The sequence below is a fragment of the Phytohalomonas tamaricis genome, assembly GCF_003012345.1.
GTDB lineage: Bacteria > Pseudomonadota > Gammaproteobacteria > Pseudomonadales > Halomonadaceae > Phytohalomonas > Phytohalomonas tamaricis.
Genome location: NZ_PVRV01000020.1, coordinates 328,035 through 353,517, shown reverse-complemented (window position 1 = coordinate 353,517; position 25,483 = coordinate 328,035). Strand labels below are relative to the sequence as shown.

At 55.2% G+C, this 25,483-nt stretch carries 18 protein-coding genes; 9 read left to right on the top strand and 9 right to left on the bottom strand.

Going from position 1 to position 25,483, the window contains the following annotated elements:
• Positions 1–36 precede the first annotated feature (36 nt).
• Both C3Z11_RS07130 and pepN read left to right on the top strand, forming a co-directional pair.
• Complete coding sequence (locus C3Z11_RS07130) at positions 37–420, top strand: YbaN family protein (RefSeq protein ID WP_106477256.1); 384 nt, start codon at positions 37–39, stop codon at positions 418–420.
• Positions 421–504: 84 nt separating this feature from the next.
• A complete protein-coding gene (gene pepN / locus C3Z11_RS07125) occupies positions 505–3,135 on the top strand; it encodes an aminopeptidase N (protein ID WP_106477255.1) in 2,631 nt (876 codons plus the stop codon).
• Positions 3,136–3,235: 100 nt separating this feature from the next.
• On the opposite strand, the gene cydB is transcribed toward pepN, so the two are convergent.
• The 5 genes from cydB to C3Z11_RS07100 all read right to left on the bottom strand — a co-directional run bounded on the left by cydB (position 3,236) and on the right by C3Z11_RS07100 (position 10,183).
• Positions 3,236–4,234, bottom strand: coding sequence for a cytochrome d ubiquinol oxidase subunit II (cydB, locus tag C3Z11_RS07120; RefSeq protein WP_106477254.1), 999 nt, complete (start codon positions 4,232–4,234; stop codon positions 3,236–3,238).
• Between the two features lie 82 nt (positions 4,235–4,316).
• Positions 4,317–5,726, bottom strand: a complete 1,410-nt coding sequence (locus C3Z11_RS07115) for a cytochrome ubiquinol oxidase subunit I (RefSeq protein ID WP_106477253.1) — start codon at positions 5,724–5,726, stop codon at positions 4,317–4,319.
• 196 nt (positions 5,727–5,922) lie between these two features.
• A complete protein-coding gene (locus C3Z11_RS07110; RefSeq protein WP_106477252.1) occupies positions 5,923–6,405 on the bottom strand; it encodes a DUF1641 domain-containing protein in 483 nt (160 codons plus the stop codon).
• Positions 6,405–9,383, bottom strand: coding sequence for a formate dehydrogenase subunit alpha (gene fdhF, locus C3Z11_RS07105; RefSeq protein ID WP_106477251.1), 2,979 nt, complete (start codon positions 9,381–9,383; stop codon positions 6,405–6,407). The genes C3Z11_RS07110 and fdhF overlap by 1 nt, the downstream gene beginning before the upstream one ends.
• Positions 9,384–9,697: 314 nt before the next feature.
• Positions 9,698–10,183 (bottom strand): Lrp/AsnC family transcriptional regulator, encoded by a 486-nt coding sequence (locus tag C3Z11_RS07100; RefSeq protein WP_106477250.1) that lies wholly within the window; start codon positions 10,181–10,183, stop codon positions 9,698–9,700.
• A gap of 205 nt (positions 10,184–10,388) precedes the next feature.
• Here C3Z11_RS07100 and C3Z11_RS07095 point away from each other — a divergent pair, with 205 nt between their 5' ends.
• The gene (locus C3Z11_RS07095) at positions 10,389–12,080 is read left to right on the top strand and encodes a 2-isopropylmalate synthase (protein ID WP_106477748.1); all 1,692 of its coding nucleotides are present in this window, start codon (positions 10,389–10,391) and stop codon (positions 12,078–12,080) included.
• 112 nt (positions 12,081–12,192) lie between these two features.
• Here the strand turns inward: C3Z11_RS07095 and C3Z11_RS07090 are convergent, their stop codons facing one another.
• Positions 12,193–12,486, bottom strand: a complete 294-nt coding sequence (locus C3Z11_RS07090; RefSeq protein ID WP_106477249.1) for a hypothetical protein — start codon at positions 12,484–12,486, stop codon at positions 12,193–12,195.
• 28 nt (positions 12,487–12,514) lie between these two features.
• Complete coding sequence (gene nfo, locus C3Z11_RS07085) at positions 12,515–13,384, bottom strand: deoxyribonuclease IV (protein ID WP_106477747.1); 870 nt, start codon at positions 13,382–13,384, stop codon at positions 12,515–12,517.
• A 265-nt stretch (positions 13,385–13,649) separates the two neighbouring features.
• Here nfo and C3Z11_RS07080 point away from each other — a divergent pair, with 265 nt between their 5' ends.
• Positions 13,650–14,714 (top strand): AI-2E family transporter, encoded by a 1,065-nt coding sequence (locus tag C3Z11_RS07080; protein WP_158700941.1) that lies wholly within the window; start codon positions 13,650–13,652, stop codon positions 14,712–14,714.
• A 217-nt stretch (positions 14,715–14,931) separates the two neighbouring features.
• Positions 14,932–16,053: an NAD-dependent formate dehydrogenase gene (locus C3Z11_RS07075; protein WP_106477247.1), complete on the top strand. Its 1,122-nt coding sequence runs from the start codon at positions 14,932–14,934 to the stop codon at positions 16,051–16,053.
• Positions 16,054–16,129: 76 nt separating this feature from the next.
• On the opposite strand, the gene C3Z11_RS07070 is transcribed toward C3Z11_RS07075, so the two are convergent.
• Complete coding sequence (locus tag C3Z11_RS07070) at positions 16,130–17,086, bottom strand: formate/nitrite transporter family protein (RefSeq protein WP_106477246.1); 957 nt, start codon at positions 17,084–17,086, stop codon at positions 16,130–16,132.
• Positions 17,087–17,281: 195 nt separating this feature from the next.
• Between C3Z11_RS07070 and C3Z11_RS07065 the strand changes: the two genes are divergently transcribed.
• From C3Z11_RS07065 to mdoH, 4 genes are all read left to right on the top strand, one after another.
• Positions 17,282–17,746 (top strand): cupin domain-containing protein, encoded by a 465-nt coding sequence (locus tag C3Z11_RS07065; protein WP_106477245.1) that lies wholly within the window; start codon positions 17,282–17,284, stop codon positions 17,744–17,746.
• Positions 17,747–17,821: 75 nt separating this feature from the next.
• Positions 17,822–19,015, top strand: a complete 1,194-nt coding sequence (locus tag C3Z11_RS07060) for a multidrug effflux MFS transporter (RefSeq protein WP_262927283.1) — start codon at positions 17,822–17,824, stop codon at positions 19,013–19,015.
• 475 nt (positions 19,016–19,490) lie between these two features.
• Positions 19,491–21,074: a glucan biosynthesis protein G gene (locus C3Z11_RS07055; RefSeq protein ID WP_317450657.1), complete on the top strand. Its 1,584-nt coding sequence runs from the start codon at positions 19,491–19,493 to the stop codon at positions 21,072–21,074.
• Positions 21,067–23,568 carry a glucans biosynthesis glucosyltransferase MdoH gene (mdoH, locus tag C3Z11_RS07050; protein WP_106477244.1) on the top strand — a complete coding sequence of 834 codons (2,502 nt, stop codon included), beginning with the start codon at positions 21,067–21,069 and terminating at the stop codon, positions 23,566–23,568. The genes C3Z11_RS07055 and mdoH overlap by 8 nt, the downstream gene beginning before the upstream one ends.
• 190 nt (positions 23,569–23,758) lie before the next feature.
• On the opposite strand, the gene C3Z11_RS07045 is transcribed toward mdoH, so the two are convergent.
• Positions 23,759–25,483 carry an NADPH-dependent assimilatory sulfite reductase hemoprotein subunit gene (locus C3Z11_RS07045; protein WP_106477243.1) on the bottom strand — a complete coding sequence of 575 codons (1,725 nt, stop codon included), beginning with the start codon at positions 25,481–25,483 and terminating at the stop codon, positions 23,759–23,761.

Below are 25,483 nucleotides of genomic sequence, written 5' to 3'. Positions count from 1 at the left end.
CCGCTCATGGGTCGCCCACGGTACCAAGGAAAATGCATGTCAGCCCGTTCGCCGTTTGTAAGAAGCCTTTATATTGCGCTGGCCGCACTCTGTTTCGCGCTTGGCCTGGCCGGTGTCTTTCTGCCCCTTTTGCCCACCACACCGCTCATGCTGCTTGCGGTGGCGCTGGCATCAAAAGGCTCGACGCGCTTTGCGCTATGGATTCGAGCCAACCGCTTCGCTGGCCCGGCAATTACCGCCTGGGAGCAAGAGCAGGCAATTCCACGGCGCGCCAAGGTCACGGCGGTTATCATGATTGTGATAAGTGCCGTGGTGATGGCGTTGATAATCGAGGCGCTATGGTTGCGCATCGGTCTGCTCGCAGGGCTTTCAACCATCGCCTTGTTTATCGTTACACGCCGAAGCCCACGCCGCCGTTAACCGCGCCTTTTGAGCATCGCCGGAAAGCGAGCGTAGAATAGGCGAAAGTTCCCCGTACGCGCTGGCAATGGACAAGGAGCCCACATGGCCGAACCGCAAGCAATCTATCTCAAGGACTATCAACCGCCGGCCTACACGGTCGAGAAGACCGAGCTCAAGTTCAATCTCGAGCCGCATGCCACACGCGTTTCGGCTCGGTTGCACATGGTGCGTCATCCCGAGCGGAAGGCAGGGCAGGCGCTCGAACTCGACGGTCATCATCTGGTATTGCAGCGTATCGCTATTGACGGACAAGAGCTGACACCGGGCGAATATAGCATCAGCGATGAGCGGCTAGTGGTCCATCAGGTGCCGGAGCGCTTTGTGCTCGACACTGAAGTGGAGATTGATCCGGCTAATAACACCGCACTTGAAGGGCTGTACGTGTCCAGCGGCATGTTCTGTACCCAGTGCGAGCCGCAGGGCTTTCGGCGCATCACCTATTATCCGGATCGCTCCGATGTCATGGCCACTTTCGTCACTACGGTGATTGCCGACAAAGCCCAATATCCGGTGTTGCTCTCCAACGGCAACCCGATCGAGCGCGGTGAACTGCCTAACGGACGTCACTTTGCCGTGTGGGAAGACCCGCATCCCAAACCGTCTTACCTGTTTGCGCTGGTGGCCGGTGAGCTTGAGAAGATCGAAGATACCTTCACCACCATGAGCGGTCGTGAGGTGACCCTGCAGATATGGGTCGAGCAGGAGAATCTGCACAAGACCGTGTTCTCGATGCAGGCGCTCAAGAAGGCGATGAAGTGGGACGAGGAGAAGTACGGTCGCGAGTATGACCTTGACCTGTTCATGATCGTCGCCGTCAACGACTTCAACATGGGCGCGATGGAGAACAAAGGGCTCAACATCTTCAACAGCGCCGCCGTGCTTGCCAATCCCGAAACGACTACGGACGCCACCTTCCAGCGCGTCGAGGGTATCGTCGCTCATGAATACTTCCACAACTGGTCGGGCAATCGTGTCACTTGCCGTGACTGGTTCCAGCTGGCGCTGAAGGAAGGCTTTACCGTTTTTCGTGATCAGACTTTCTCGGCCGATGTTAATTCGGCGCCGGTCAAGCGCATCGAGGATGTCGCACTGCTGCGTACCGCGCAGTTCGCCGAGGATGCCGGGCCGACCGCCCATCCGGTGCGCCCCGATCACTTCATTGAAATCTCCAATTTCTATACCCTGACGATCTACGAAAAGGGCGCCGAGATCGTGCGCATGCTGTGCAACTTGCTGGGCTGGGAGACCTTCCGCCGCGGTAGTGATCTCTACTTTGAGCGCTTCGATGGTCAGGCCGCACGGGTCGAGGATTTCGTCGAGTCGATGGCCGAGGTCTCAGGGCTTGATCTCACCCAGTTCATGCGCTGGTACGCTCAGGCCGGTACGCCGCAGTTGGATGCCAGCGGGGAATATGACAGCGAGACGCGTGAATACCGCCTGCGTATCAGACAACAGACACCACCGACGCCGGGCCAGCAGACCAAGCTGCCCCTGCACATTCCGGTACGCATGGGCCTGCTCAATGCCGATGGCCGTGATATTACGCTGCATATCAATGGCGAAAATTTTGGCACCGATACCGTGCTGCACCTGCGCGAAGATGAAGAGATCTTCGTGTTCGAAAACGTTGACGCTGCGCCGGTGCCTTCATTGCTGCGCGGCTTCTCCGCACCGGTCAGACTCGACTTCCCCTACACGCGCGAGCATCTGGCATTCTTGATGAAGCATGACAGTGATGGCTTCAACCGCTGGGACGCTGGCCAGCGCCTGGCGCTGGATATCATCGAGGATTTAATCAGCGCCCACCAGCAGGGCGAAGCGATGACCCTCGATGCCAGGCTGCTCGATGCCTATCGCTATCTGCTGACCACACCCACCGACGATAAGGCAGTGCTGGCGGAAATGCTGCGCCTGCCGTCTGAGGCGTACATCGCTGAGCAGCAGGAAACGGTCGATATCGACGCTATCGCTGCGGCGTGCAAGTTCGCGCTCAAGACGCTGGCTCATGAGCTTTATGATGAGTTCCTGACGCTGTACCGCAGCAATCAAAGTGACGCGCCCTATGCGCCGGACGCCGAGCAGATCGCCTGTCGTAGCGCCAAGAACGTGGCGCTCAGCTATCTGGTGGCGACCGAACGGGAGGAGGCGCTTGAACTTGCCCAGCGTCAGGTTGATGCTCAGCACAACATGACTGACGTGCGTGCCGCGCTGACGCTTTTGGCCCATTCCGATCGTGCTGATCTGGGCGACCCGGCGGTCAGAGCATTCGGCGAGCGCTGGGCTCATGACTCGCTGGTGATGGATCAGTGGTTCTCGCTGCAAGTCACGCGGCCGCAAAAGGATGTGCTCGAACGGCTGAAGTTCCTGATGGAGCATGAGGCGTTCTCGATCAAGAACCCCAACAAGGTGCGGGCGCTGATCGGGACGTTTACCAGTCAGAACCGCATTAATTTCCACCGCCTCGATGGTGAGGGGTACAAACTGTTGGCAGACGTAGTGATCGAACTCAACAGACTCAATCCCGACATCGCCGCGCGTATCATCACGCCGTTAACGCGTTATCATCGCCTCGATGGGGCGCGTCAGCAGCTGATGCGCGAGCAGCTTGAGCGTATCCGTAGGGAACCGCTGTCACGCAACGTCTATGAGATTGTCGAGAAGGCGCTGGCCTGATTCATGCCGTGATGCCATGCAAGATTGTCATGCAAGATAAAAACGCCGATCAGCTAGGCTGATCGGCGTTTTTGCACTTATTGCGCGTATAGCAGAGAGGCTATCCTTCGCTTTCGCGAACCTTGCCACGAAAGACCCGGTAACCGAAAGCGGTATAGGCAAGAATAAGCGGTATCAGCAGAACGTACCCGACCATCATAAATAGCTGACTGGAACGATGTGAGGCCGCTTGCCAAATGGTAATGTCGGGAGGAATGATGATGGGAAATAAGCTGAAGACCAAGCCGATCAAACCAAGAATGAAAATCCCGATGAGTTGGGTGAATATCAACTTTTCGTGACGCTTGCCAATCCCGCGAATAATGTTGAACGCCATTGCGCCGATCACTACCGCAACAAGACATAGCCATGGCAGAGCGGGGAAGCTGAGCCAACGCTCGCCGATCCGCTGGTTGGCCAGGGGCGTCCAGATGACAACCACGAACATGCTCAGCATGAACAGTAACAGTAGGGGCCTGAGCAGCCGGTAGCAGCGTTTTTGCAGTCGTCCTTCGGTTTTGGTGATCAGCCAGGCGGCACCTAGCACGGCATAGCCCATCACCAACGCCACGCCTGAGAACATCCCGAACCAGCTGAACCAGTCGAGTGGCCCACCGACATAGTGGCCATCCTCGACCTCTATCCCATAGATCATGCTGCCAACAATCATTCCCTGAATGAAGGTAGCTACGATCGCCGTGCCGCTGAAGCCCCAGTCGTACCAGCGCCGAGTGGGTGTCTTGAAGCGAAACTCAAATGCCATGCCGCGAAAGAACAGGCAGATCAGCATCAGGATCAAGGGCAAATACATGGCGGGCAATATAGTGGCATAGGCCAGGGGGAAGGCGCCGTAAAGTCCGGCTGCGGCGAATACCAGCCACGTTTGATTGCCATCCCAGAAGGGCGAGATGGTCGTCATCATGATATCGCGCTGTTTTTCTTCACTGATGAATGGAAACAGAATGCCGATGCCCAGGCTGAAACCATCCAGGACGACATAGAGGATCAAGGCAAAGGCGATGAGCCCAAACCAGATAACTGGAAAAAGGTCAGTGTCCATAATCTTGCTCCCTATCCTGTTCTTCTAGCCGCGCATGGACGGGCAACGGCTATATCTGAGACGGTGTTCATGGCCGATAACCTCAGGATTTATCGTCGACGCGGTGACTGAAAGGTCGCTTCGGGGGCTTGCCCTGCTTGGCCTCTTCCGTGTCTTCGTCGGTAGGCATCGCTTCGGCCGGTGCCTTCTTGACCATCTTGAAGAATAGGACAGCGCCGAGCACGAAGATCAGCGTGTAGATCGACCACAGCCCGGCGATGCTGGTCAAAAGCGTAGGTACGTCGAAACCTGAATCGCCATTCGCGGTGCGCATCAGGCCGTAAATCACCCACGGCTGTCGCCCAACCTCGGTGGTGATCCAGCCTGCCTCTATCGCGGTGAGACCCACTGGCATCGAGGCTATCATCAAGACTAGAAACCAGCGTGTCTCGTAGAGCTGCTTGCGCCAGCGTAGCCATAGTGAAATGGCGATGAGTGCAGCCATGGCAAAGCCCAGATAAACCATCAGGCGAAACGACCAGAAAACGAGGGGGACGTTAGGACGTTCATTGGGAGGAAACTGCTTAAGCCCTTGTACCTTGCCGGTTAGCGAGTGGGTGAGATAGAGGCTACTGAGATAGGGAATGTCTAACGCAAAAAGATTCTTCTCTTTCTCCATATCGGGCCAGGCGAAGGCGGTCATTGGCATGCCTGCGCGCTCAGGCTCTACTTCCCAGTGTCCTTCCATGGCGGCCAGTTTGGCAGGCTGATGATGGAGCGTATTGAGGCCGTGCATGTCGCCGGCAAAAATCTGCAGCGGGACGACGACGGAAAGCATCCATAATGCGGCCGAGAACATCTTGCGTGCGACCACGTCTCGGCGATTCTTGTACAAGTGCCAGGCCGCTACGCTGGCGACGACAAAGGCGGTTGCAATTAGAGCAGCCAGCGACATATGGACAAAGCGATAAGGCTGAGACGGGTTGAAGATGACGTGCCACCAGTTGACCGGCACGAAATTGCCTTCCTGAATGGCGTAGCCAGTAGGCGTCTGCATCCAGCTGTTTGAGGAAAGAATCCAGAATGTCGAGAGATAAGCGCCGAGCGCTACCATGCAGGTCGAGAAAAAATGCAGTTTGGGGCCGACGCGGCCTTCACCGAAGATCATGATGCCGAAGAAGCCGGCCTCAAGGAAAAAGGCGGTAATGACCTCGTAGGTCAGCAGCACGCCGCTGATTCCTCCCGCCTTGGCGGAAAAACCGCTCCAGTTGGTACCAAACTCGAATGCCATGATCACGCCGGAGACCGCGCCTGCGCCGTAGTTCACAGCGAAGTGGGGGGTCCAATAGTGATAAATGCCGTAATAAATCCTGTTGCCCGTCTTCAGCCACATCGCTTCGGCAAACGCCAAATAGGTCGAAAGCCCGATGCTTAACGCCAAGAAGATGATATGAAACATCAACGTGGTGCCAAATTGCAGGCGGGCTAGATCGACGGCATCTAAACCCAGCATAAACGGGCCCCTTCAGTCATAGTCGTTATCCCTGTCATCCCTGATTCGATGCGGCCGAAAGATCGCTACTCTGTGTTTATTCGTTAACTATTAACCGGGCGATCTGACCAGAAAGGTATTTTTAAGGTAGCTCATATCCTGAGTGTGCCTGACGCGGCCAACGGTTTTGATCCGCTGGCCGCGATGGGTGGCTATATCAGTCTTGCGTCTTCTTGCCGGTAAAATCCGAGATTGGCTTATCGACCGGCTGCTCAAGACGTGCGGCGAATACCTTAAGGCCTTCAAGAATAGGTATGATCGCTTTCCACAGTTGCTCGTCATGCAGCAGTTTCAATGCGCCGGTAACGCCAGGCGCTTCATCGCCGTGCCCTTCATCGGGGTAATTACCGATGCGCTCGAAACAGTCCTTGAGCGCAAAGGTCACCCGGTAGAACTGATTAGGCGGAATCGTGGAAAGCGCCATCATCAAGGCAGACAGGTTCTGCATCGCATTCGTCGAGCCTTCCTTGCATAGCCCGCTGACAATGACTTCAGCCACCTTGGTATTGGCGCCCACGATATCGTTGGCAAAGCGCAAGACACCATGTTCATGCAGGGTCTGCACTAGCCGCTCCAGTTCTTCATGGGCATCCGGCCCGATCTTGGGCGGTGGCGTTTTATATGAAAGACGTTCGGCCATTACGTTCTCTCCGGATGGGATTGATGTTCCGGCGGCTGGACATAATCGTCCTGAACCCACTTGATAGGCGCCTCGGGCCCCTTGTTGGGGGTGCGGTTGCCATAGCGAAAGTTGTTATACGGCAAGGGAGGCGCGCCTTTTTCCCTGGGTAATACTTCCAGCTTGACGGCGGTTTCCTTGTAAGCCGGCGTATCGACGATCGGATCGTGATGCTCGCCGGTGAGGAAATTGAGCCCTGGCTTGACATGGTGGATAGGCACGAACAGCTCGTTGCCTCTGACGCGATCGGTAACCAGCGCTCGGGTCTCGATACTGTCGCGCCGCGAGGTGATACGCACCCAGGTGCCGTCTTCGATCCCACGCTCCTTGGCGAGCTGCGGGCTCACTTCGACGAACCACTTCGACTCCTCGGCGGTGACACGCCAGCCTTGACCGGTCTGGTTGGTCGATTGGAAATGTTCCAGCAAACGACCGTTGTTCAGATTGAGATCATAGTCTGCATCGGGCTGTTCCGTGGGTTCTTGCCACTCGACGGGATAGAGCAGGGCCTTGCCGTCGTCGGTATTGAAGGTGCCATCGGCATAGAGTAGTGGCGTATCGGTACCGTCTTCCTTGACCGGCCACTGCAACGACTTCCAACCTTCGAGTCGTTCGTAGTTCACCCCGGCGAACAGTTTCGAAATACCGGCGCATTCATCCATGATCTGCGAAGGATGGGTATAACCCCAGTCGTGACCCATGCGTGCAGCGAGGTCAGTAAGAATCTGCCAGTCAGGGCGGCTATTGCCGAGCGGCGGCATGACTTCATAGAAGCGCTGAATGCGTCGTTCGGTATTGACGTAGGTGCCTTCCTTCTCGACGCTCGGGCAACCGGGCAGCACCACATCGGCGAACTCGGCGGTATTGCTCATGACGATATCCTGCACCACCATGAACTCTAGGTTTGAAAACCCGGTATGGACGTTCTTGGAGTCGGCATCGGAAACGGCGGTTTCTTCGCCAATAATCATCATCGCCTTGATCTTGCCTTGCGCGGCCCCTTCAACCATCGAGAAGTTATCTTCCCCGACTTCGGGCGACAGCTTGCTCTTGTCGACACCCCAGCCCTTGGCCCAGCGCTCGCGCGCGTCCTCGTCGGTGACTTTCTCATAGCCGGGATAGAACTGCTTGAGACAACCGAAATCACTGGCGCCTTGCACGTTATTGTGGCCGCGCATCGGGTAGCCGCCGGTACCGGGCTTGCCGTAGTTGCCAGTGACCAGCAACAGGTTGGAAAGTGCCGTGCTGGTATCCGCGCCGTGGCTGTGTTGGGTAATGCCCATAGCCCATAAGAGCGAGACACTCTCGGCGCGGCCGATCATCTCAGCGGCATCGATCAGCTGCTGCTTGGGGATACCGGTGACTTCTTCGGCGTACTCCAGCGTGAACGGCTCAAGCGACTGACGGAACTCCTCGACCTGATTGACCTTGCTGTTAAGGAACTCCATATCAGCCAAGTCGTTGTCGAACATGTAGCGCGCCAGCGCCGAGGCCCAGACCATGTCGGTGCTGGGTTTGGTTCGCATGAAGATATCGGCGCGCTCGGCCATTTCATGCATACGTGGGTCAGCGACGATCAGTTTCTGACCGTGCAGCTTATGGGCGGCCTTGATCTTCGAGGCGATGACAGGGTGGTTCTCGGCGGTGTTGCTGCCGACGATAACGATCACTTCGGCTTTTTCAAGGTCGGTGATTGAGCCGGCGTCCCCGCCATGGCCGACAGTACGGAACAGTCCCTTGGTGGCCGGGTTCTGACAATAACGCGAGGAATTATCGACGCTGTTGGTGCCGATAATCAGGCGAGCAATCTTCTGAGTCAGATAGGCTTCTTCATTACTGCCTTTACTGGAGCCGATGAAGCCGACGCTGTTGGGGCCGTATTTTTCACTGGTTTCCTTCAGGCGACGCGCGACCAGATCAAGCGCCTCATCCCAGCTGGCTTCGCGGAACTTGCCATTTTCGCGAATCAAGGGCGTAGTCAGGCGGTTTTCACTGTTGACGAAATCCCAGGCAAACTTGCCCTTGATGCAGGTCGAGATGCCATTGGCGGGCGCGTCAACCACCGGCTGTACCTTGAGAATCTGGCGATCGCGGGTCCACATTTCAAATGAACAACCAACCCCGCAATAGGTGCAGACCGTCTTGGTGCGCTTGATCTCCGGCTGACGCCAATGCATGTCCATCATCGAGATGCCGGTAATAGGCGTGGCGCCGATGGTGTTCTCTAGCGTTTTGATCATATCGATCATCGGACGCTTGAGCGTGTCGGGCATCGACGTGAGCGGGCCGGCATCGGGCTGCATGGTTTTTTCCAGCAGCGCGTTACACGGGCAGACGGTGACACAGTGGCCGCACTGTACACAGCTCGATTCATCGATCGGACTGCCGCCGTCCCACAATACGCGCGGATGCTCCATGGAGTAATCGATGGAAAGCGTCTCGTTGACTTCAACGTTCTGGCACGCCTCGACACAGCGACCGCACAGGATGCACTGATCGGGATCGTAGGTATAGAAAGGGCTGGTTGTGTCCTTTTCATAGGGCTTGCGCTTGAATTCATAGCGCTGGATGGGGATGTCCATCTCCGCCATCGTATTGTGCAGCGTGCAATCGCCGGTGTTGTGCTCGCACACTGTGCAATAGAGCTCATGCTTGGAAAGCAGGCGATCCATGCCTTCGGTGCGCGCGGCCGTGGAGTGCTCGTCCTTGCTGGATATCTCAAGCCCCTCAGCGCTGCGAATCGTGCAGCCGCGCTTGAGTTCGCCATCAATCTCGACCCAGCAGGCATCGCAGGTTTCAAGCGGACCTAAAGCACGGTGATAGCAGACATGAGGCAGGCTGATGTCGTGTTCGGCGAGAAAGTCGATGAGCGGTGTATCTGCTTTGCCGGTGACACGCTCCCCATCGAAAATGATCGTACAGTCCGTAGTCTTGGTCATTGAAGGGGTCTCTATTGATGTCCTGGCCAACGTCAGGGATCAGCCGGGTCTTATCTGTTTTGTAACCCGTCGGCCCTGCGCTGAGCCCGGCCAGACGGTGAAGTCCTTGTGAAGCGTAGTCGGGACGTTACTATTACGCCCCTTTCTCTTGTTTGAACCTTAATAAACGTAGTCAGGGCTATCTTGGCCTGCAAGGCGGGTCTGGTATCGAACCATGACATTTGTTGGCGCTAATATTGGCGGGTGGCGCAGCATGCAGAAAGCATTAGAAAGGTGGGCGTAGAGGGCTTTTAAGTAAAATTAATTAGGGCAGCTCACCTGACGGGAAGGGCGCGATCACTCAGCACTTGACGCAGCACGAAGCTGGAATGCGCGCCGGTGACGCCCTCGATGCGAGTAATATGTTGCAGTAGCAGGCGCTGATAGTCGTCCATGTCTTCTACCATGATCTTGAGCTGATAGTCAGCTTCCTGACCAGTGATTAGCAAACATTCCTGGACTTCAGGCAGGGCGGCAATTTTGGCTTCAAAGTTGGCAAAGCGCTCGGGTGTATGCATGTCCATCGAGATATGCAGCAGTGCCATCAGGCGATAGCCGAGCCGCTTGGCATCGACCAGCGCCCGGTAGCCGGTAATCATTCCCGTTTCCTCCAGTGCCCGCACCCGACGCAGACACGGCGAAGGAGAAAGACCCACCTTTTCGGCCAAGGCCTGGTTACTTATGCGTCCGTCGCGCTGCAGTACTTCAAGAATATGGCGGTCGAAGCGATCAAGGGTGGAGGCGATATCGTCAGAAGCCATAAGGGCGCAATAATCTCGCTGCAAAAAAGAGATAATGAGTGGTTTGTAGCGCAATAGTGCGGATTGAACATTGAATTGGCAATTACCTGCGCGAGAAATAGCGCTAGACTGTCACTGTCGATTATCGCCGCTCACATAAAGGTGGCGCTTTTATCACTATTCATCAGCCGTTATGGCTGACGAAACGCTTTGCCAGGATACGCTCATGACTGCCTTCGACCATCGCAAATATCGTCCCACGCCGCGTGTGCCCGCATTTGATCGTCAATGGCCTGACCGCGACCTCGAGCGCGCCCCGATCTGGGTCAGCGAGGACCTGCGTGACGGTAATCAGGCGCTGCTTGAGCCGATGAGCGTCGAGCAGAAGAAACGCTTCTGGCACTTGATCATCAAGGTCGGCATCAAGGAAGTGATGGTTGGTTTCCCCTCCGCAAGCCAGCCCGACTATGACTTCGTACGCTGGTTGATCGAGGAAAACCAGATTCCTGATGATGTCACCATTGCCGTGCTGGTTCAGGCGCGTGAACATCTGATTGAACGCACCTTTGAAGCCTTGGTTGGCGTCAAGCGCGCGATTATTCACCTTTACAATTCGACCTCGACGGTACAGCGCGAGCGCGTATTCGAGATGGACCGTGCCGGTATCACCGAGATCGCTGTCAACGGTGCGCGCTGGATCAAAGAGCAGGCTGAGCGCTATCCCGAGGTCGATTGGCGCTTCCAGTACTCACCGGAAAGCTTTTCCAGCACCGAAATCGATTTCTCTCTGGCAATCTGCGAAGCGGTAATGGATGTCTGGCAGCCGACGCCGGAGAAGCGCTGCATTCTCAATCTCCCCACGACAGTAGAAGTGGCGGGCCCTCATCATCACGCTGACCAGATCGAGTATTTCTGTCAGCACATCAGCCGCCGCGACTGCGTGATTATCTCGGTGCACACCCACAATGACCGCGGTGGTGCGGTGGCTTCGGCTGAGCTTGCATTGTTGGCGGGGGCCGAGCGCGTTGAAGGCACGCTGCTGGGTAATGGCGAGCGCACCGGCAACATGGATATCGTCACTCTGGCGATGAATCTCTACAGCCAGGGCATCGACCCCGAGCTTGATCTGGCCAACCCCGATGAGATTGTCGAGGTGGTCAATGCCTGCACCGGTCTGCCGATTCATCCACGCCACCCCTGGATCGGCGAAATGGTCTACACCGCCTTTTCCGGCAGTCACCAGGACGCGATTCGCAAGTCGCTCAAGAAGCAGCGCCCGGACGAGCCGTGGCAAGTTGCCTATCTGCCGATCGATCCGCGTGACATCGGTCGCGATTACCAGGCGGTGATTCGCGTCAACAGCCAGTCCGGCAAGGGCGGCATGGCGTTTCTGCTTGAGCGGGATCATGGCATCAGCCTGCCGCGCTGGATGATGCTGGCTCTGGCACCGCATGTGCAGGCGGCGAGCGAGCGCGTTTCCGGTGAACTTTCCAGTGATGCGATCCGTGACCTGATGTTCGAGACATTCACCCGTGAAGCACCGCTGACGCTGGTGGACTATCGTTTGGCGCGTGGTGCTGAGGAAGGGCTGAACATTACCCTGCGTGAGGGGGATGAAACGATCAAGCTCGCGGGCGAGGGGAATGGCGCGATGTCAGCATTCATGAATGCCTGGCAAGAGCATACCGGACAGCGCGTCAGCGTAATCGACTACAGCGAACATGCGCTTGGCGAAGGCAGCGAGGCCAATGCCATCGCTTTCGTGCAACTTAACGTCGAGGGCCAGCGTATCTGCGCCGTAGCCCAAGACAGCGATACCGTCAGTGCGTCATTGAAGGCGATGATTTCGGCAATCAACATTGCCCGCGACACCAGTGAGCGAGGTGAGCGCTCCGGACTGGCCGCGCTGGTCGAATAAAGCGTGATGCGCTAATGGTGATGCGCTAATGGCAAAGAAAAGTTAGGTAAAAAAAAGCCCGCTGCCACCGCAGCGGGCTTTTGTTATGACCAAAACACACAGGGTTGTAACATCAATTGATCAGGCTGCTTAACACTAGCATACCGATGATCAAGCGGATGACACCGCCAACAATGGCGCGACGCAGAAAGGCACGTACGGCGCTATAGAGAAACAGCAGCCCAATGGCCAGCGCCACCAGACTTAAAAGTGAAGAACTCATGCCCAGCGAACCGGTGAGCCCCTGAACGAAGCCATCTATGGCGCCAAACAGGTTACCGAACACGCCTGAGAACAGCCCAACGATAAAACGGATGACGTCGCCGAGCTTTTCGCCAAGCCAACTGAACGTATCTTCTGCGTACATGGACGCTCCATTGAGTGAGACGCGGAGCTCAAGAGGGCGCGAGTGCCTCCGAGCCGGTGCAGGCCTGCACGTTTAGCCAGGCGATCTCTTCTGACCAGATTTCCGGCTCGATAGTTTCGAGGATCATCGGAATGTTTTTAATCCGTGTATCGCGCATGATCGTCGTGAACGCCTCAAGGCCGATATTGCCTTGTCCCAGACTGTGGTGACGATCAACGCGGCTGCCTAGCGTGGTTTTGGCATCATTGAGGTGCATGCCGCGCAGATACTCGAAGCCGACCACGGCGCCAAACTCGTCGAGCGTAGCCTCGGCTGCCTTGTGGGTGCGCAGGTCATAACCGGCAACAAACGCATGGCAGGTGTCTATGCACACGCCGACTCGGGATTTGTCCTCGACTTGCTCGATGATTTCAGCGAGGTGCTCGAAGCGAAACCCGAGGTTACTGCCTTGCCCCGCAGTATTTTCAATTACCGCAGTAACGCCGCGGGTCTGGTCGAGTACTTCGTTAAGTGACTCAGCGATGATTTTCAGGCAATCCGACTCGCTGATCTTACGTAGATGGCAACCGGGATGGAAATTGAGAAGTGTCAGGCCGAGCTGCTCACAGCGCTGCATTTCATCAAGAAAGGCGGCACGCGATTTGGCCAGTGCCTCCGCCTCGGGATGGCCTAAATTGATCAAGTAACTGTCATGGGGCAGGATCTGCTCAGGGCCATAGCCGTACTTGCGACACTCTGCCTTGAACGCATTGATCGTCGCCTCGGTCAGTGGCTTGGCGTGCCATTGACGTTGATTTTTGGTGAACAGGGCAAAGGCTGTCGCCCCGATGTCATGGGCGCGTGCAATAGCTTTGTCGGCACCGCCGGCCGCACTGACGTGGGCTCCTACATATTTCATGGCATAGTCGATCGATGTGTTAAGCAAGGGGCCATTATGACAGGTGAGAGCGGTGGGCTCCATTAGTGCTGCGCGTTATACATGAACCAAGCCGCATTGCTGGCCGACGCCTGCCCCGTTCTGCGTAGTCTATCCTTTCATGCCGCGCTAGATTGTTTAAGCGCGAAGTCGAACGTGAAAAGCCATGATAGACAGCGGCTGGCGTCATGTCGGCTTTGGGGACATGGCCCGGCGCGATGGAAGCGAATCAACAAGGAGGGTAGGCGTGCGCGAACCCGATGGTAGTCACCGCTTGAGTGAATATGCCCGTAAGGTATGGATCTCCACCGGTATTATCGCTTTAACGGTAATGCTGTTGCTGGTGGTCTGGTTTGGCCTGGAGATACTGTTGCTGGCCTTCGCGGGGCTACTCTTGGCGCTGGCGCTTTCCCTGCCCGCCAGCTGGTTAGGCCATCATAGTTTTCTCTCCCAGCGCTGGGCACTGGTCATTGTCTTGATCGCTATCACGGGGTTGTTCACGCTGTTTTGTTTCAATTTCGCGTCCAATATCACCCAGCAGTTTCAGCTATTGATGCAGGTCTTGCCGAATTCTCTCTCGGGACTGGAACAGCAGATGCACGGCTGGCCGCTCGGCGATCAATTGCTTGATCAGGTCGAGCAGTTTCAATCCGGTGGTAACGTCTTCAAAGGCTGGTTTTCACGCTTCGAAATGGTCTTTTCTTCCACGTTCGGCGCGGCATTCAATATCGTCTTCATTCTCTTTATCGGCCTGTACGTTGCCTTCGAGCCCGGTACTTACGAGGCCGGACTGCTGCAGCTCGTGCCTGCCCGGCAGCGCAGCGGTACGGCCGACCTGCTCGAAGAGATCAAGCACAAAATGGCCTGGTGGCTAGTGGGGCGGCTCGTCTCGATGAGTGTGATCGGCGTTCTAACCGGGCTGGGGTTGTGGTGGCTGGGTATTCCCATGGCCTTTTCACTCAGTCTGCTGGCGGGGCTGTTGGTCTTTATTCCCAACGTCGGTCCGATTATTGCGGCAGTTCCGGCCCTACTGGTGGCTTTCTCTCAATCTACGAGTGCGATGTGGCATGTGCTGGTGCTGTATATCGCGGTGCAGACGTTGGAAAGCTACCTCATCACGCCCTATGTGCAGCGGCGCGTCGTTAAGATGCCGCCTGGACTGCTAATCACGCTTCAGGTCGCTCTCGGACTGGTATCCGGTGCGGTGGGACTGTTGATGGCGGGGCCGCTGCTGGTGTTGCTGATGGTGCTTATCAAGCGTCTTTATGTGGAGAACTGGCAGGGTGAAAAGATGTCAAAAGAAGGCGGATGAGCAGGAGAAAACGCCAGAGCATGACGCAACGATCTCGAACTGGCGCTGGTTGCCTGCTGATTCGGTCATGTGGGGTTATCAGGGCAGAGATACATTTCGTTAATCTTTTTCTCCGCTCTCGGCCTGTCAACACTGCCATATTTTTCTACGCTGCATAAAGCTAGTCGGCTAATGGTTGGTCCATGGCTTTATTCATCTACAAGGAGGTAGGCAGGTTATGGCGAGAATACTTTGTGTTTTATATGACGATCCCATCGATGGGCATCCCACCGATTACGCCCGTGAAGATATTCCCAAGATTGATAAATATCCTGATGGGCAGACTGCGCCTCAGCCCAGTGCGATCGATTTTACGCCTGGCGAACTGCTGGGTGATGTATCGGGTGAGTTGGGGCTGCGCAAGTTCCTTGAAGACAACGGCCATGAATTCATCGTCACCTCTGACAAGGATGGAGAGGATTCAGAATTCGAGCGTGAGCTGTCGGAGGCCGATATCGTCATCTCTCAGCCGTTCTGGCCAGCTTATCTCGATGCCAAGCGTCTCGAGAAAGCGAAGAAACTAAAGCTGGCGATCACCGCTGGTGTCGGCTCCGACCACGTCGACATGGACGCAGCGGAAAAGCACGGGGTCAAGGTGGTCGAGGTTACCCAGTCCAACAGCATCAGCGTTGCGGAGCACGTGGTAATGCTGATCCTGAGCCTGGTGCGCAATTTTGTTCCGTCCCATCAGTGGGCGGTCGATGGCGGTTGGAATATTGCCGACAGTGTAAAGCGCGCCTACGATTTTGAGGGCATGAAGGTGGGCACGCTGGCCCTGGGACGGATCGGCTTTGCGGTACTCAAGCGGCTCAAACCGTTTGACGTTGAGCTGTATTACAACTCCCATCATCGTCGCCCGGAAGACCTTGAGAAAGAGTATGGCCTGACCTGGTGCGAGAATATGGAAGAGCTGGCCAAGACCTGTGACGTGATTACGCTCAATGCGCCGCTGACCAAGGAAACCAAGCATATTGTTGACGCTGAAATGATCAGCAAGATGAAGCGTGGCACCTATCTGATCAACACGGCGCGCGCCGAGCTGTGCGATCGTGACGCGGTAGTCGAAGCACTTGAAAGTGGCCATCTTGCGGGTTATGCAGGTGATGTCTGGTATCCGCAGCCTCCGGCCAAGGATCATCCTTGGCGGACCATGCCGCACAACAACATGACGCCTCACGTTTCGGGCTCGACGTTGCCAGCCCAGGCGCGCTATGCCGCTGGTGTGCGTGAGATCCTCGAGGCTTATTTTGCCGGTCAGCCCATTCGCGAGGAGTATGTAAAAGTAGGCGATCCTGATTGATGATCAGATTCCAAGGCACTAACGACAACGCCCGGCATGGCCGGGCGTTGTCGTATCTGATGCTGCAATCAATACATCATTCCTTGTGACGCAGGCCATGCTTGCCAGGTTTCTTTTGTTGGATATGCATGTCGTTGCGAATCTGGGCATGACTGATCAGCGCGAAAATGAAAGTGCCGCCGATAATGTTGCCTAATAGTACCGGAATACCGAAGCGGAACAGTGCTGAGGTCCAGCTGGTGTCGCTGTTGAGCACGAGATAGGTGATTTCGGTGGCACCGACAATGATGTGAGTGAAATCACCTATGGCCACTACGTACGTGATAAGCAGAATAATCCATACCTTGGCTTGATCAGCCGAGGGTATGACCCAGACCATGGTCGCAATCAACCAGCCGGCAATGACGCCTTTGGAAAACATCTCCCATGGCGAGTTTTCCATGACTTTATGACCGATAGAGAGAAAGGCGTGGTGTGTCTCGCTATCAAACATCGGCATAAAGGTAAACGTGGTGGCGGCCAATCCTGAACCGATGACATTGCCAAGCAATACCACGCCCCATAGCCGCATTAAAATACCGAAATTATTGAGCGTAGGGCTGCTCATCACCGGTAGTACGGCAGTGACAGTGTTTTCGGTAAAAAGCTGCTGCCGAGCCAGAATGACGAGAATAAACCCTAGTGTGTAGCCAAAGCTGTCCACCAGAAAACCAACGTCGCTGTCAGGCAGGTGAGCCTGTAAAAGCCCTTTGGCGACCATCGATGAACTCATGGTGATACCAGCGGCGATCGCCGACCAGAGCAGGGCGAAGCCGTCACGTTCAAGCTCTTTTTTTCCATCGGCACGAATGCGCTCGTGAACTGCGGCTGCTTGTGAAGGCAAGCTTTTTTCGTCCGGTTCACCTTCTTCCTGTTCGCTTTCCTCGCCTTTTGCTTGCTCGGTTTTTTGCTGAGATGACACATGATTGTCATCTTCTTGTTCGCGGTTTTTCTCTTCTTCTGTCTTGTCCAGCTTGAGGCCGTCGTTAGCCATAATGTTTATCCTCAACCATCCTTGGTAGTCGCAACCTGGCCGCTACAATTGCCGCGATCTGTCACGCTGGGTATAGAGCGATAGGTATATATCAGACGGATGCCCTGTCAAACAGCCAAGGCGTCTTGTCGTCGGCTTGATTATAAAATGGCGATACGATGCCTTGTCATTATCGTTCATTAAGAGGAGTGCGACATGATGCGGGCCTTAATCGAGCGCTACGGTTTAACCCCTCATCCCGAAGGTGGCCATTATCGTCAGGTGTATCAGGCCTCACAGTCGGTTTACTCCACTGCGGCATGTGATCAACGTGCCGCAGTGACCCACATCTATTTTATGTTGATGCATGGTGAGGTTAGTCGCTTTCACAAGGTTCTTCACGATGAGTTATGGCACGTCTATGAAGGAGCGCCTATTCGGCTCATCCGATATCAGCAAAGCCATGTGGAGGAAACAGTGATTGGCGCTGGTTGCGGAGATTATTGTGCGGTTGTGCCGGGTGGATGCTATCAAGCGGCTGAATCGACGGGAGACTATACGCTGGTAGGATGCACGGTGGCGCCGGGGTTTGAATTCGACGATTTTTCCTTTTTAAGTGATGCAGCGGATGATGCACTACCGGTCGACATGCATCATGCTGTATTGCACCGTTTTTTATGAAACTGACGATAGCGATGATTCGCAAAGGCAGGAGAGACGGTTAAGGTAGCCGTCCCCGTACATCAGGAGTATCACGTGTCCGTTTATCGCGCTCGTTGGCTAATCGCTCTGCTGATTGGCTTTGTCATGCTGACTCCCATGGGGGTGGATATATATTTACCTTCGCTACCTGACATGACACGTGACTTCGCGCGCTCGACGAGTTCGTTGCAGGTGACCATTACGCTGTTTCTGTTCACCGTAGGTTTGGGGCAACTGCTGATCGGGCCGTTATCTGATCGTTTCGGACGCCGTCCCGTTGCGCTCTGGGGTGCAGTCGCTTTTGCTACAGGTTCTCTGTTGGGAATGATGGCGCCCACGCTTGAATATTTATATGCCGCCCGTGTGCTGCAAGGAATGGGGGCGTGCGCTACCTCTGTCGTGGCCTTCGCTGCGGTGCGTGATAGCTTCACGCCAACGCAAGGCGCCAGGATTTACAGCTATCTAAATGGAGCGCTATGCACCATCCCGGCACTGGCACCAGCCATCGGCGGGACATTGGCCATTGCTTTCGGTTGGCGCAGCACGTTTGCTTTCATGGTGGCGTTTGCGCTTGGTGTGCTGGCATGCGCTTATGCCCAATTTGGCGAAACACGTACTCAAACGGGACACCAAGATGAGGCGCTTTATCACTGGCGGCGCTATGCCCCCATGCTCAAGAGCTTCCGCTTCCTATACTTTGCCTGCGTTGCCCTGACGGGGATGGCCTTGATCCTGATCTATGTCGCGACGGCGCCGGTTGTTCTGGTTGATCAACTGGGTTATTCCGAGTTGGCTTTCAGTGGGTGGTTCGGTGCCAACGCGGTGGTCAACATCGCCGCATTCATGTTTGCACCGCGGCTGATTGGCTGGGTTGGCAGGCTCGGAACGGCCCAGCTTGGGCTGATTGTCATGCTGCTTTCCGGTGCGCTGCACGCGGTAGCCGCCATATGGCTGCCGCTGTCGGCATGGGTGTTCATGTTGCCGATTGCAGTGCTATCCGTTGGTTTCTCGTTTGCGCTGGGCTCGGTAGTGAGTCTGGCGCTTGAACCTTTTCCTGATCGGGCCGGTACCGCGGCGGCATTGGTAGGTGTCTTTCAGATGAGTGGCGGGTCACTGCTAAGTACGCTGATGGTCAATTTGCCGGTAACGCCGCAGTGGGCCATGGCGCTTGTCTCGTTGCTCTTTATTCTACCGCTCGCAATATTGTCTGGCCCGCTTGCGCGACGTTATAACGTCTACGCTGAATAAGCTATCAAGTAGTGCGATAAATCATATTGATAAAATACAACCCTAACGCAGGTACGGTGAGCGCTTTTGAATATAGAAAGCCGCAATAAACTGATGTAATAACTTCTAGGCTAAGCGAGGCAATTGCTCCGACAGGGATACCTATAATCGTTATCTGTCGGGTATATTAATTGCAGGGAAATGCGCTTCGTAAGCGATGAAGCGCTGTCAGTACCAGTCAGGTGAAGGATAATAATTCAGTAGAGTTTGCTATCTGAAGTAACATTGCGACAACAAAAAACCAACTAAAACATAATGTTGCTTTGCCTAGTCAAAGTGGGGCTAAATGACTAAAGCGGATGGTTAAGCCAGAAGTTAATTCAGGAAATTATGTAGTAGGGCCCAAGCTGTAGATGTCTTGTCGGAATAATAAAATTCTGCGAATCTCAGATTTTTTAAACGGCCCTCTTTTAAGGACGTTCGTGAGGAGTTGCTAGTGACTTCCAGTCATGCTGATGTATCGCGTCGAAGTGCTTCGATGCCTTTCAAACGGTTTGCTGCCGTAACAGTAGGATTTGCTGCCATGCTGGCGGCACAAGCTGCATTCTCGTTTGGCTTTGAAGATGTTGCCGAACAGGCTAAGACCCTTTCACAGCGCGGGTATAACGCGCCACAAAGCAATCTTTCCGACCCGCTAAGTAAGCTCCAATATCAGGATTATGCCAAGATCAGCTTCAAGAAGGATCATGCGGTCTGGGCCGATCAGAATTTGCCCTTCACGCTGAGCTTCTTTCACGAAGGGATGCACTACAATACGCCGATCAAGGTCAACACCATCAACGGCGAGGATGTGAAAGCGGTCAAATACAGCCCGGATGATTTTAATTTCGGTGATTTGAAGATTGACCCAGAGGCACTCAAGAACCTTGGTTTTGCCGGCTTCAAGATCAATTACCCCATCAATAGTGAGCGCAAGGAAGAAGTCATGGTCTTCCTGGGTGCGAGCTATTTCCGTGTGGTAGGAAAGGGGCAGCGTTACGGCCTGTCCGGGCGGGGATTGGCCATCGATACGGCGCTGAGCTCAGGTGAAGAATTTCCACGCTTCAAGGAGTTCTGGGTAGTAAGACCTGAGCCTGACGACAAGTACCTGACTATTTATGCGCTACTTGATTCTCCTAGTGCGACCGGAGCCTACCGTTACATCCTGCGTCCGGGGGATGATGCAGTGGTCGATGTTCAGTCGCAGATCTACCTGCGCCGTGAAGTGACCAAGCTAGGCATCGCGCCATTGACCAGCATGTTCTTGTATGGACCGAACCAGCCGTCACCGTCGGTTAACTACCGTCCGGCGATTCACGATTCCAACGGGTTAGCAGTCAATGCCAGCGAAGGCGACTGGGTATGGCGTCCGCTGGTTAATCCCAAGAAGCTGGCGGTAAACTCTTTCCAGGCAAACAATCCTCGCGGATTTGGCCTGCTGCAGCGCAGCCATAATTTCCGCGATTATCAGGACCTGGATGATCGCTATGACCTTCGTCCCAGCGCATGGATTGAACCTCAGAATGGATGGGGTGAAGGTCAGGTCGAGCTGGTTGAGATTCCGACGCCCAACGAGACCAATGATAATATTGTTTCGTTCTGGCGGCCGACAACCTCACTGCAGCCAGGGCAGCCGATCGACTTCAATTACCGGATCAATTGGACGACGAACGAAGCCAAGTTCCACAATCCGGATCTTGCCTGGGTAACCCAGACATTGCGTTCGCGGGGCGAAATCAAAAAGACCAATCTAGTCCGCGAGCCTGATGGGACGACATCGTTTGTTCTCGACTTCGTTGGTCCAGGGCTCAAGGCGCTCGCACCGGACGCCAACGTTACCGCCGATATCAGCATGGGCGATAACGGTGAGCTCGTCAGTTCAAATGTCGAACGTAACCCCGTGTTCGGTGGTTATCGTCTCGAACTGCGTATGAAGCCGAAAGATCCTGCCAAACCGATTGATACGCGCGCTTTCCTGAAGGATGGTCAAGGCCAGCGGCTATCGGAAACATGGAGCAATATGCTGCCATCTGATGCGTGATCATACTCTTTATTACAGTCCTGCTCGGGATTACCTGGAACGCTTGGCGTTCCAGGCCCGCGAGCTAAGCGCCCGACGTGAACTGCTGGGCCTCGCCGAAGAAGATCAACCGCTTTTCAAGGTGCATGAAGCGCTTGGCAAGCGGTCAGTGCCACAGGATGATCCGGCTAGCGCCTCGGTGTTGCGCCGTCTTGAATTAGCCTATGGTTCTTCTCCTTTAGCTCCGCCGGAGATTTTGGCGGTCGATACCGAAGGCCGTGCATGCTTGAAATCGATGCCGCCCATTGCGCGTACATCGATGGCGCCGCGGCCCTGGACGACCAGCCCGCTCAAACGTGTGATCAAGGGCGTGCGTTTGCGTCTGGGGTTGCAAAAAGCCTGGACACGCAAGTCTACGGCACCTAAGCCGCCCGGCCGACCGCGCTGGCAGAAAGTCGGCATGATTCGACGATATATCCTGCTGCTACTGGTGATTTCGCAAAGCGTCATGGCTGTAGGATACATGACATCAGTTTTGCCTTACCAAGGCCAGCAGCCGCTTGAGCTTGCCGTTATTATTCTGTTTGCTTTGCTGTTCGCCTGGGTGTCGGCGGGATTCTGGACGGCGCTCATGGGGTTCTTTCAGCTTATGAAAGGACAGGATCGCTACAGTATTTCCGCATCCAGTATCGGTGATGAGGAAATTGAGGAAGATGCTCGTACCGCGATTGTCATGCCGATCTGTAACGAGGATGTGCCGCGTGTCTTTGCCGGCTTAAAGGCCACCTATGAATCAGTCATGGCGACCGGGAGCGGAGATCGTTTCGATTTCTATATCTTGAGCGACTCCTATGATCCCGATATCTGCGTGGCGGAAAATCATGCCTGGCTCAGGTTATGCCGTGAGGTCAAAGGCTTCGGGCGTATTTTCTATCGTCGTCGGCAACGGCGGGTGAAGCGCAAGAGCGGCAACATTGATGACTTTTGCCGTCGCTGGGGTGGCAACTATCGTTATATGGTCGTACTCGATGCCGACAGCGTGATGAGCGGCAGCTGCCTGAAGCGCCTCGTCCAATTGATGGAAGCCAACCCTAACGCGGGTATTATCCAGTCAGGGCCGATTGCCTCGGGCAGCGAAAACTTCTATGCCCGTATGCAGCAGTTCTCGACCCGTGTGTATGGGCCACTGTTTACCGCTGGCCTGCATTTCTGGCAGCTAGGTGAGTCGCACTATTGGGGCCACAATGCCATCATTCGTGTCGCGCCGTTCATGCATTACTGTTCCTTGGCGCCCTTGCCGGGGCGGGGCTCGCTCTCTGGTGAAATTCTGTCTCATGATTTCGTCGAAGCGGCGCTAATGCGTCGTGCGGGTTACGGCGTATGGATTGCCTACGATCTGCCGGGCAGCTATGAAGAAATGCCGCCCAATCTGATCGATGAGTTACAGCGCGACCGGCGTTGGTGTCAGGGCAACCTGATGAACTTCCGGCTGTTTCTGGTCAAGGGCATGCATCCGGTGCATCGCGCCGTGTTCCTGACCGGTGTGATGTCGTATCTCTCGGCGCCTCTGTGGTTCCTGTTCCTTGTCCTGTCGACCATCTTGCTGGCCGTGCATACGCTGACCACCCCGGATTATTTCCCCGAAGCGGGGATGATGTTTCCGCGTTGGCCTGAGTGGCATCCCGGAAGGGCAGTGGCACTGTTCTCGGCAACGTTGACTTTGCTGTTTTTGCCGAAGATCCTGAGCGTTGTGCTGTTGTGGTACAAGGGTGCCAAGTTCTATGGTGGTGGGTTCAAGTTGCTATGTAGCATGGTGCTTGAGTCGATCATTTCGATGCTGCTGGCACCGGTCAGGATGCTGTTTCATACCCGATTTGTCGCTGCTGCGTTCCTGGGCATTCAAGTAAAGTGGAAGTCACCTTCCCGTGAGGGAAGCGAGACCCCCTGGAGCGATGCTGTTAAGCGCCATGGTTTCCAGACCTTGTTGGGGATTGTCTGGGTCATCGGGGTATCCTTGCTTGATCCGCGCTTTTTATGGTGGCTGTCGCCGATTGTGGGTGCGCTGATTGTCTCCATTCCAGTGTCGGTACTGACCAGTAAGGTTGGGCTGGGGCAGGGGGCATTCAGGCAGCGCCTGTTCCGGATACCCGAAGAAACTTGGCCGCCGCGTGAACTCCGTCGCACCAAGAAATATCTGGCGGTCAATAAAGCGCGCCCACCGGCGCCTTCGTTTGTACAAACTGTCGTTGACCCCGTCGATAATGCATTTGCTTGTGCGATGGGGACTGCTCGACATGGCAAGTCGGAGGCAATCGAGTCGCGGCGTCAAAGCATAGTGCGGCAGGCGTTGGTAGGAGGGCCAGCCAAGCTAGATAACAAAACGCGCCTGCTGTTGCTTGATGATCCGATCATGCTCTCCAGGCTGCATTATCAGGTTTGGGACCGGCATGAGACCTATCCTTCCTGGGTCGATGACGCTTATGCTGAAGAACCGCCGGCCAAGTTCGCCCTGTAAGTCTTCGGCCCCGAGCTTAGCTGGTTAACATGTTGAGCTAATCGGCGCTCCGAGTGGCATACTTGGAGTGTCGGTTGCTGTGGGATGTTAGATAGAGAGTTGCTCTGATAGTGCTATAAATTAAAAAGCTCCGCCTGTTAAACAGACGGAGCTTTTTGTTTAGTGCTGATATGACGGACTGCGTTATTGCTTACTGCTCGTGGAAATTACGACCTGCTGTCGTTTCCTTGATCACACCGGCACGGATCACGAAGTCGCCGAAATATTCACCCTCTTCGCGTTCCTTGGCGTAGCGATGAATCAGCGGTGTCAGCTCGCCAAGAATAGTGGCTTCATCAATATTCTCACGGTAGAGCTTGTTCAGCCGCTGACCGGTGAAATTGCCACCCAAGTAAAGGTTGTAGCGCCCGAGTGCCTTGCCAACGAAGCCGATCTCGGCCAGGTAAGGACGTGCGCAGCCGTTGGGGCAGCCCGTCATCCGCACAACAATGGCGTCGTCGGATAGCCCCGCATCAGCCATAACAGCATCGAGTTTGTCGAGCAGCGAAGGCATATAGCGCTCGCTCTCGGCCATCGCCAGCCCACATGTTGGGAAGGCAACGCAAGCCATTGACTGACGGCGCAGCGGGGTAGTGGTGCGGACCATGTTGTACTGCTCGATCAGTGCATCGATTACAGCACGCTTGTCTTCTGCGACGTTGGTGATGATCAGGTTCTGGTTAGTGGTCAGCACGATATCGTTGTCGTGGATCTTGGCGATCTCACGCATACCGGTCATCAGCTGACGGTTCGTCTCGACGAAATCAGCGATACGGCCATTTTCCACATACATACCGTAATGCCACTGACCGTTTTCACCCTGATACCAGCCGTAGCGGTCACCGTTATTGTCGAACTGGAACTCACGCGGCTCTTCTAGCGCGTAGCCGAGATAGCTTTCCAGCTCGGCACGGAACCATTCTGGGCCGTGATCATCAACGGTGTATTTCATCCGCGCATGTTTACGGTTACGGCGATCGCCGTTGTCACGCTGAACCAGCATGACCTTTTCGGATACATCAATGACTTGATCCACGGGGCAGTAACCAATGACATCACCGGTACGTGGGTACGTCGATGGTTCACCGTGGGTCATACCCATGCCACCGCCAACGCTGACGTTGAAGCCTTTGAGTTCGCCATTTTCAACATGAGCGATAAAGCCCAGATCATGCGCGAAGACATCAACATCATTTTCGGGCGGAATCGTTAACGCAATCTTGAACTTGCGTGGCAGGTAATGCTTGGTATAAAGCGGCTCTTGCTCTTCCGGACCGCCAGCAACGCGCTCTTCCCCGAGAAAAATTTCATGGTAGGCACGGGTACTCGGCAGCAGATGAGCGCTGATATCACCGGCCAGCTCGTACACCTGACGGTGAATCGACGATACATGCGGATTGGCCGTGCTGATCACGTTACGGTTAACGTCACCACAAGCCGCAATCGTGTCGAGCATGGCCTCGTTGACGGCCTTCAGGTGCGCGCGCAGGTTGTCCTTGAATACGCCGTGATACTGGAAGGTCTGACGCGTGGTGATGCGCAACGTGCCGTTGGCATACTTCTGTGCCACATCGTCAAGCTTCAACCATTGATCGGATGTCATTACGCCGCCCGGCATGCGCAGGCGGACCATGAAGGAGTAAAGTGGCTCAAGCTTCTGCTGACGGCGCTCGTTGCGCACGTCACGGTCATCCTGCATGTAGAAACCGTGAAACTTGGTCAGCTGGGTATCGTCTTCAACGACCGCGCCTGTTGCACGGTCGGCCATGCTTTCCATCAGCCTGCCACGCAGATAGTCCGCACCGACCTTCAGCTTTTCATTGGCTGCAAGTTCATCAAGCGAAACATCGCGCAGCTTCTCGATAATATTGGTCAT

Excerpts from the sequence above, each read along its gene's own strand:
- C3Z11_RS07130 (WP_106477256.1), top strand. The coding sequence starts at position 37 with ATGTCAGCCCGTTCGCCGTTTGTAAGAAGCCTTTATATTGCGCTGGCC.
- pepN (WP_106477255.1), top strand. The coding sequence starts at position 505 with ATGGCCGAACCGCAAGCAATCTATCTCAAGGACTATCAACCGCCGGCC.
- cydB (WP_106477254.1), bottom strand. The coding sequence starts at position 4,234 with ATGGACACTGACCTTTTTCCAGTTATCTGGTTTGGGCTCATCGCCTTT.
- C3Z11_RS07115 (WP_106477253.1), bottom strand. The coding sequence starts at position 5,726 with ATGCTGGGTTTAGATGCCGTCGATCTAGCCCGCCTGCAATTTGGCACC.
- C3Z11_RS07110 (WP_106477252.1), bottom strand. The coding sequence starts at position 6,405 with ATGGCCGAACGTCTTTCATATAAAACGCCACCGCCCAAGATCGGGCCG.
- fdhF (WP_106477251.1), bottom strand. The coding sequence starts at position 9,383 with ATGACCAAGACTACGGACTGTACGATCATTTTCGATGGGGAGCGTGTC.
- C3Z11_RS07100 (WP_106477250.1), bottom strand. The coding sequence starts at position 10,183 with ATGGCTTCTGACGATATCGCCTCCACCCTTGATCGCTTCGACCGCCAT.
- C3Z11_RS07095 (WP_106477748.1), top strand. The coding sequence starts at position 10,389 with ATGACTGCCTTCGACCATCGCAAATATCGTCCCACGCCGCGTGTGCCC.
- C3Z11_RS07090 (WP_106477249.1), bottom strand. The coding sequence starts at position 12,486 with ATGTACGCAGAAGATACGTTCAGTTGGCTTGGCGAAAAGCTCGGCGAC.
- nfo (WP_106477747.1), bottom strand. The coding sequence starts at position 13,384 with ATGAAATATGTAGGAGCCCACGTCAGTGCGGCCGGCGGTGCCGACAAA.
- C3Z11_RS07075 (WP_106477247.1), top strand. The coding sequence starts at position 14,932 with ATGGCGAGAATACTTTGTGTTTTATATGACGATCCCATCGATGGGCAT.
- C3Z11_RS07070 (WP_106477246.1), bottom strand. The coding sequence starts at position 17,086 with ATGGCTAACGACGGCCTCAAGCTGGACAAGACAGAAGAAGAGAAAAAC.
- C3Z11_RS07065 (WP_106477245.1), top strand. The coding sequence starts at position 17,282 with ATGATGCGGGCCTTAATCGAGCGCTACGGTTTAACCCCTCATCCCGAA.
- mdoH (WP_106477244.1), top strand. The coding sequence starts at position 21,067 with ATGCGTGATCATACTCTTTATTACAGTCCTGCTCGGGATTACCTGGAA.
- C3Z11_RS07045 (WP_106477243.1), bottom strand. The coding sequence starts at position 25,483 with ATGACCAATATTATCGAGAAGCTGCGCGATGTTTCGCTTGATGAACTT.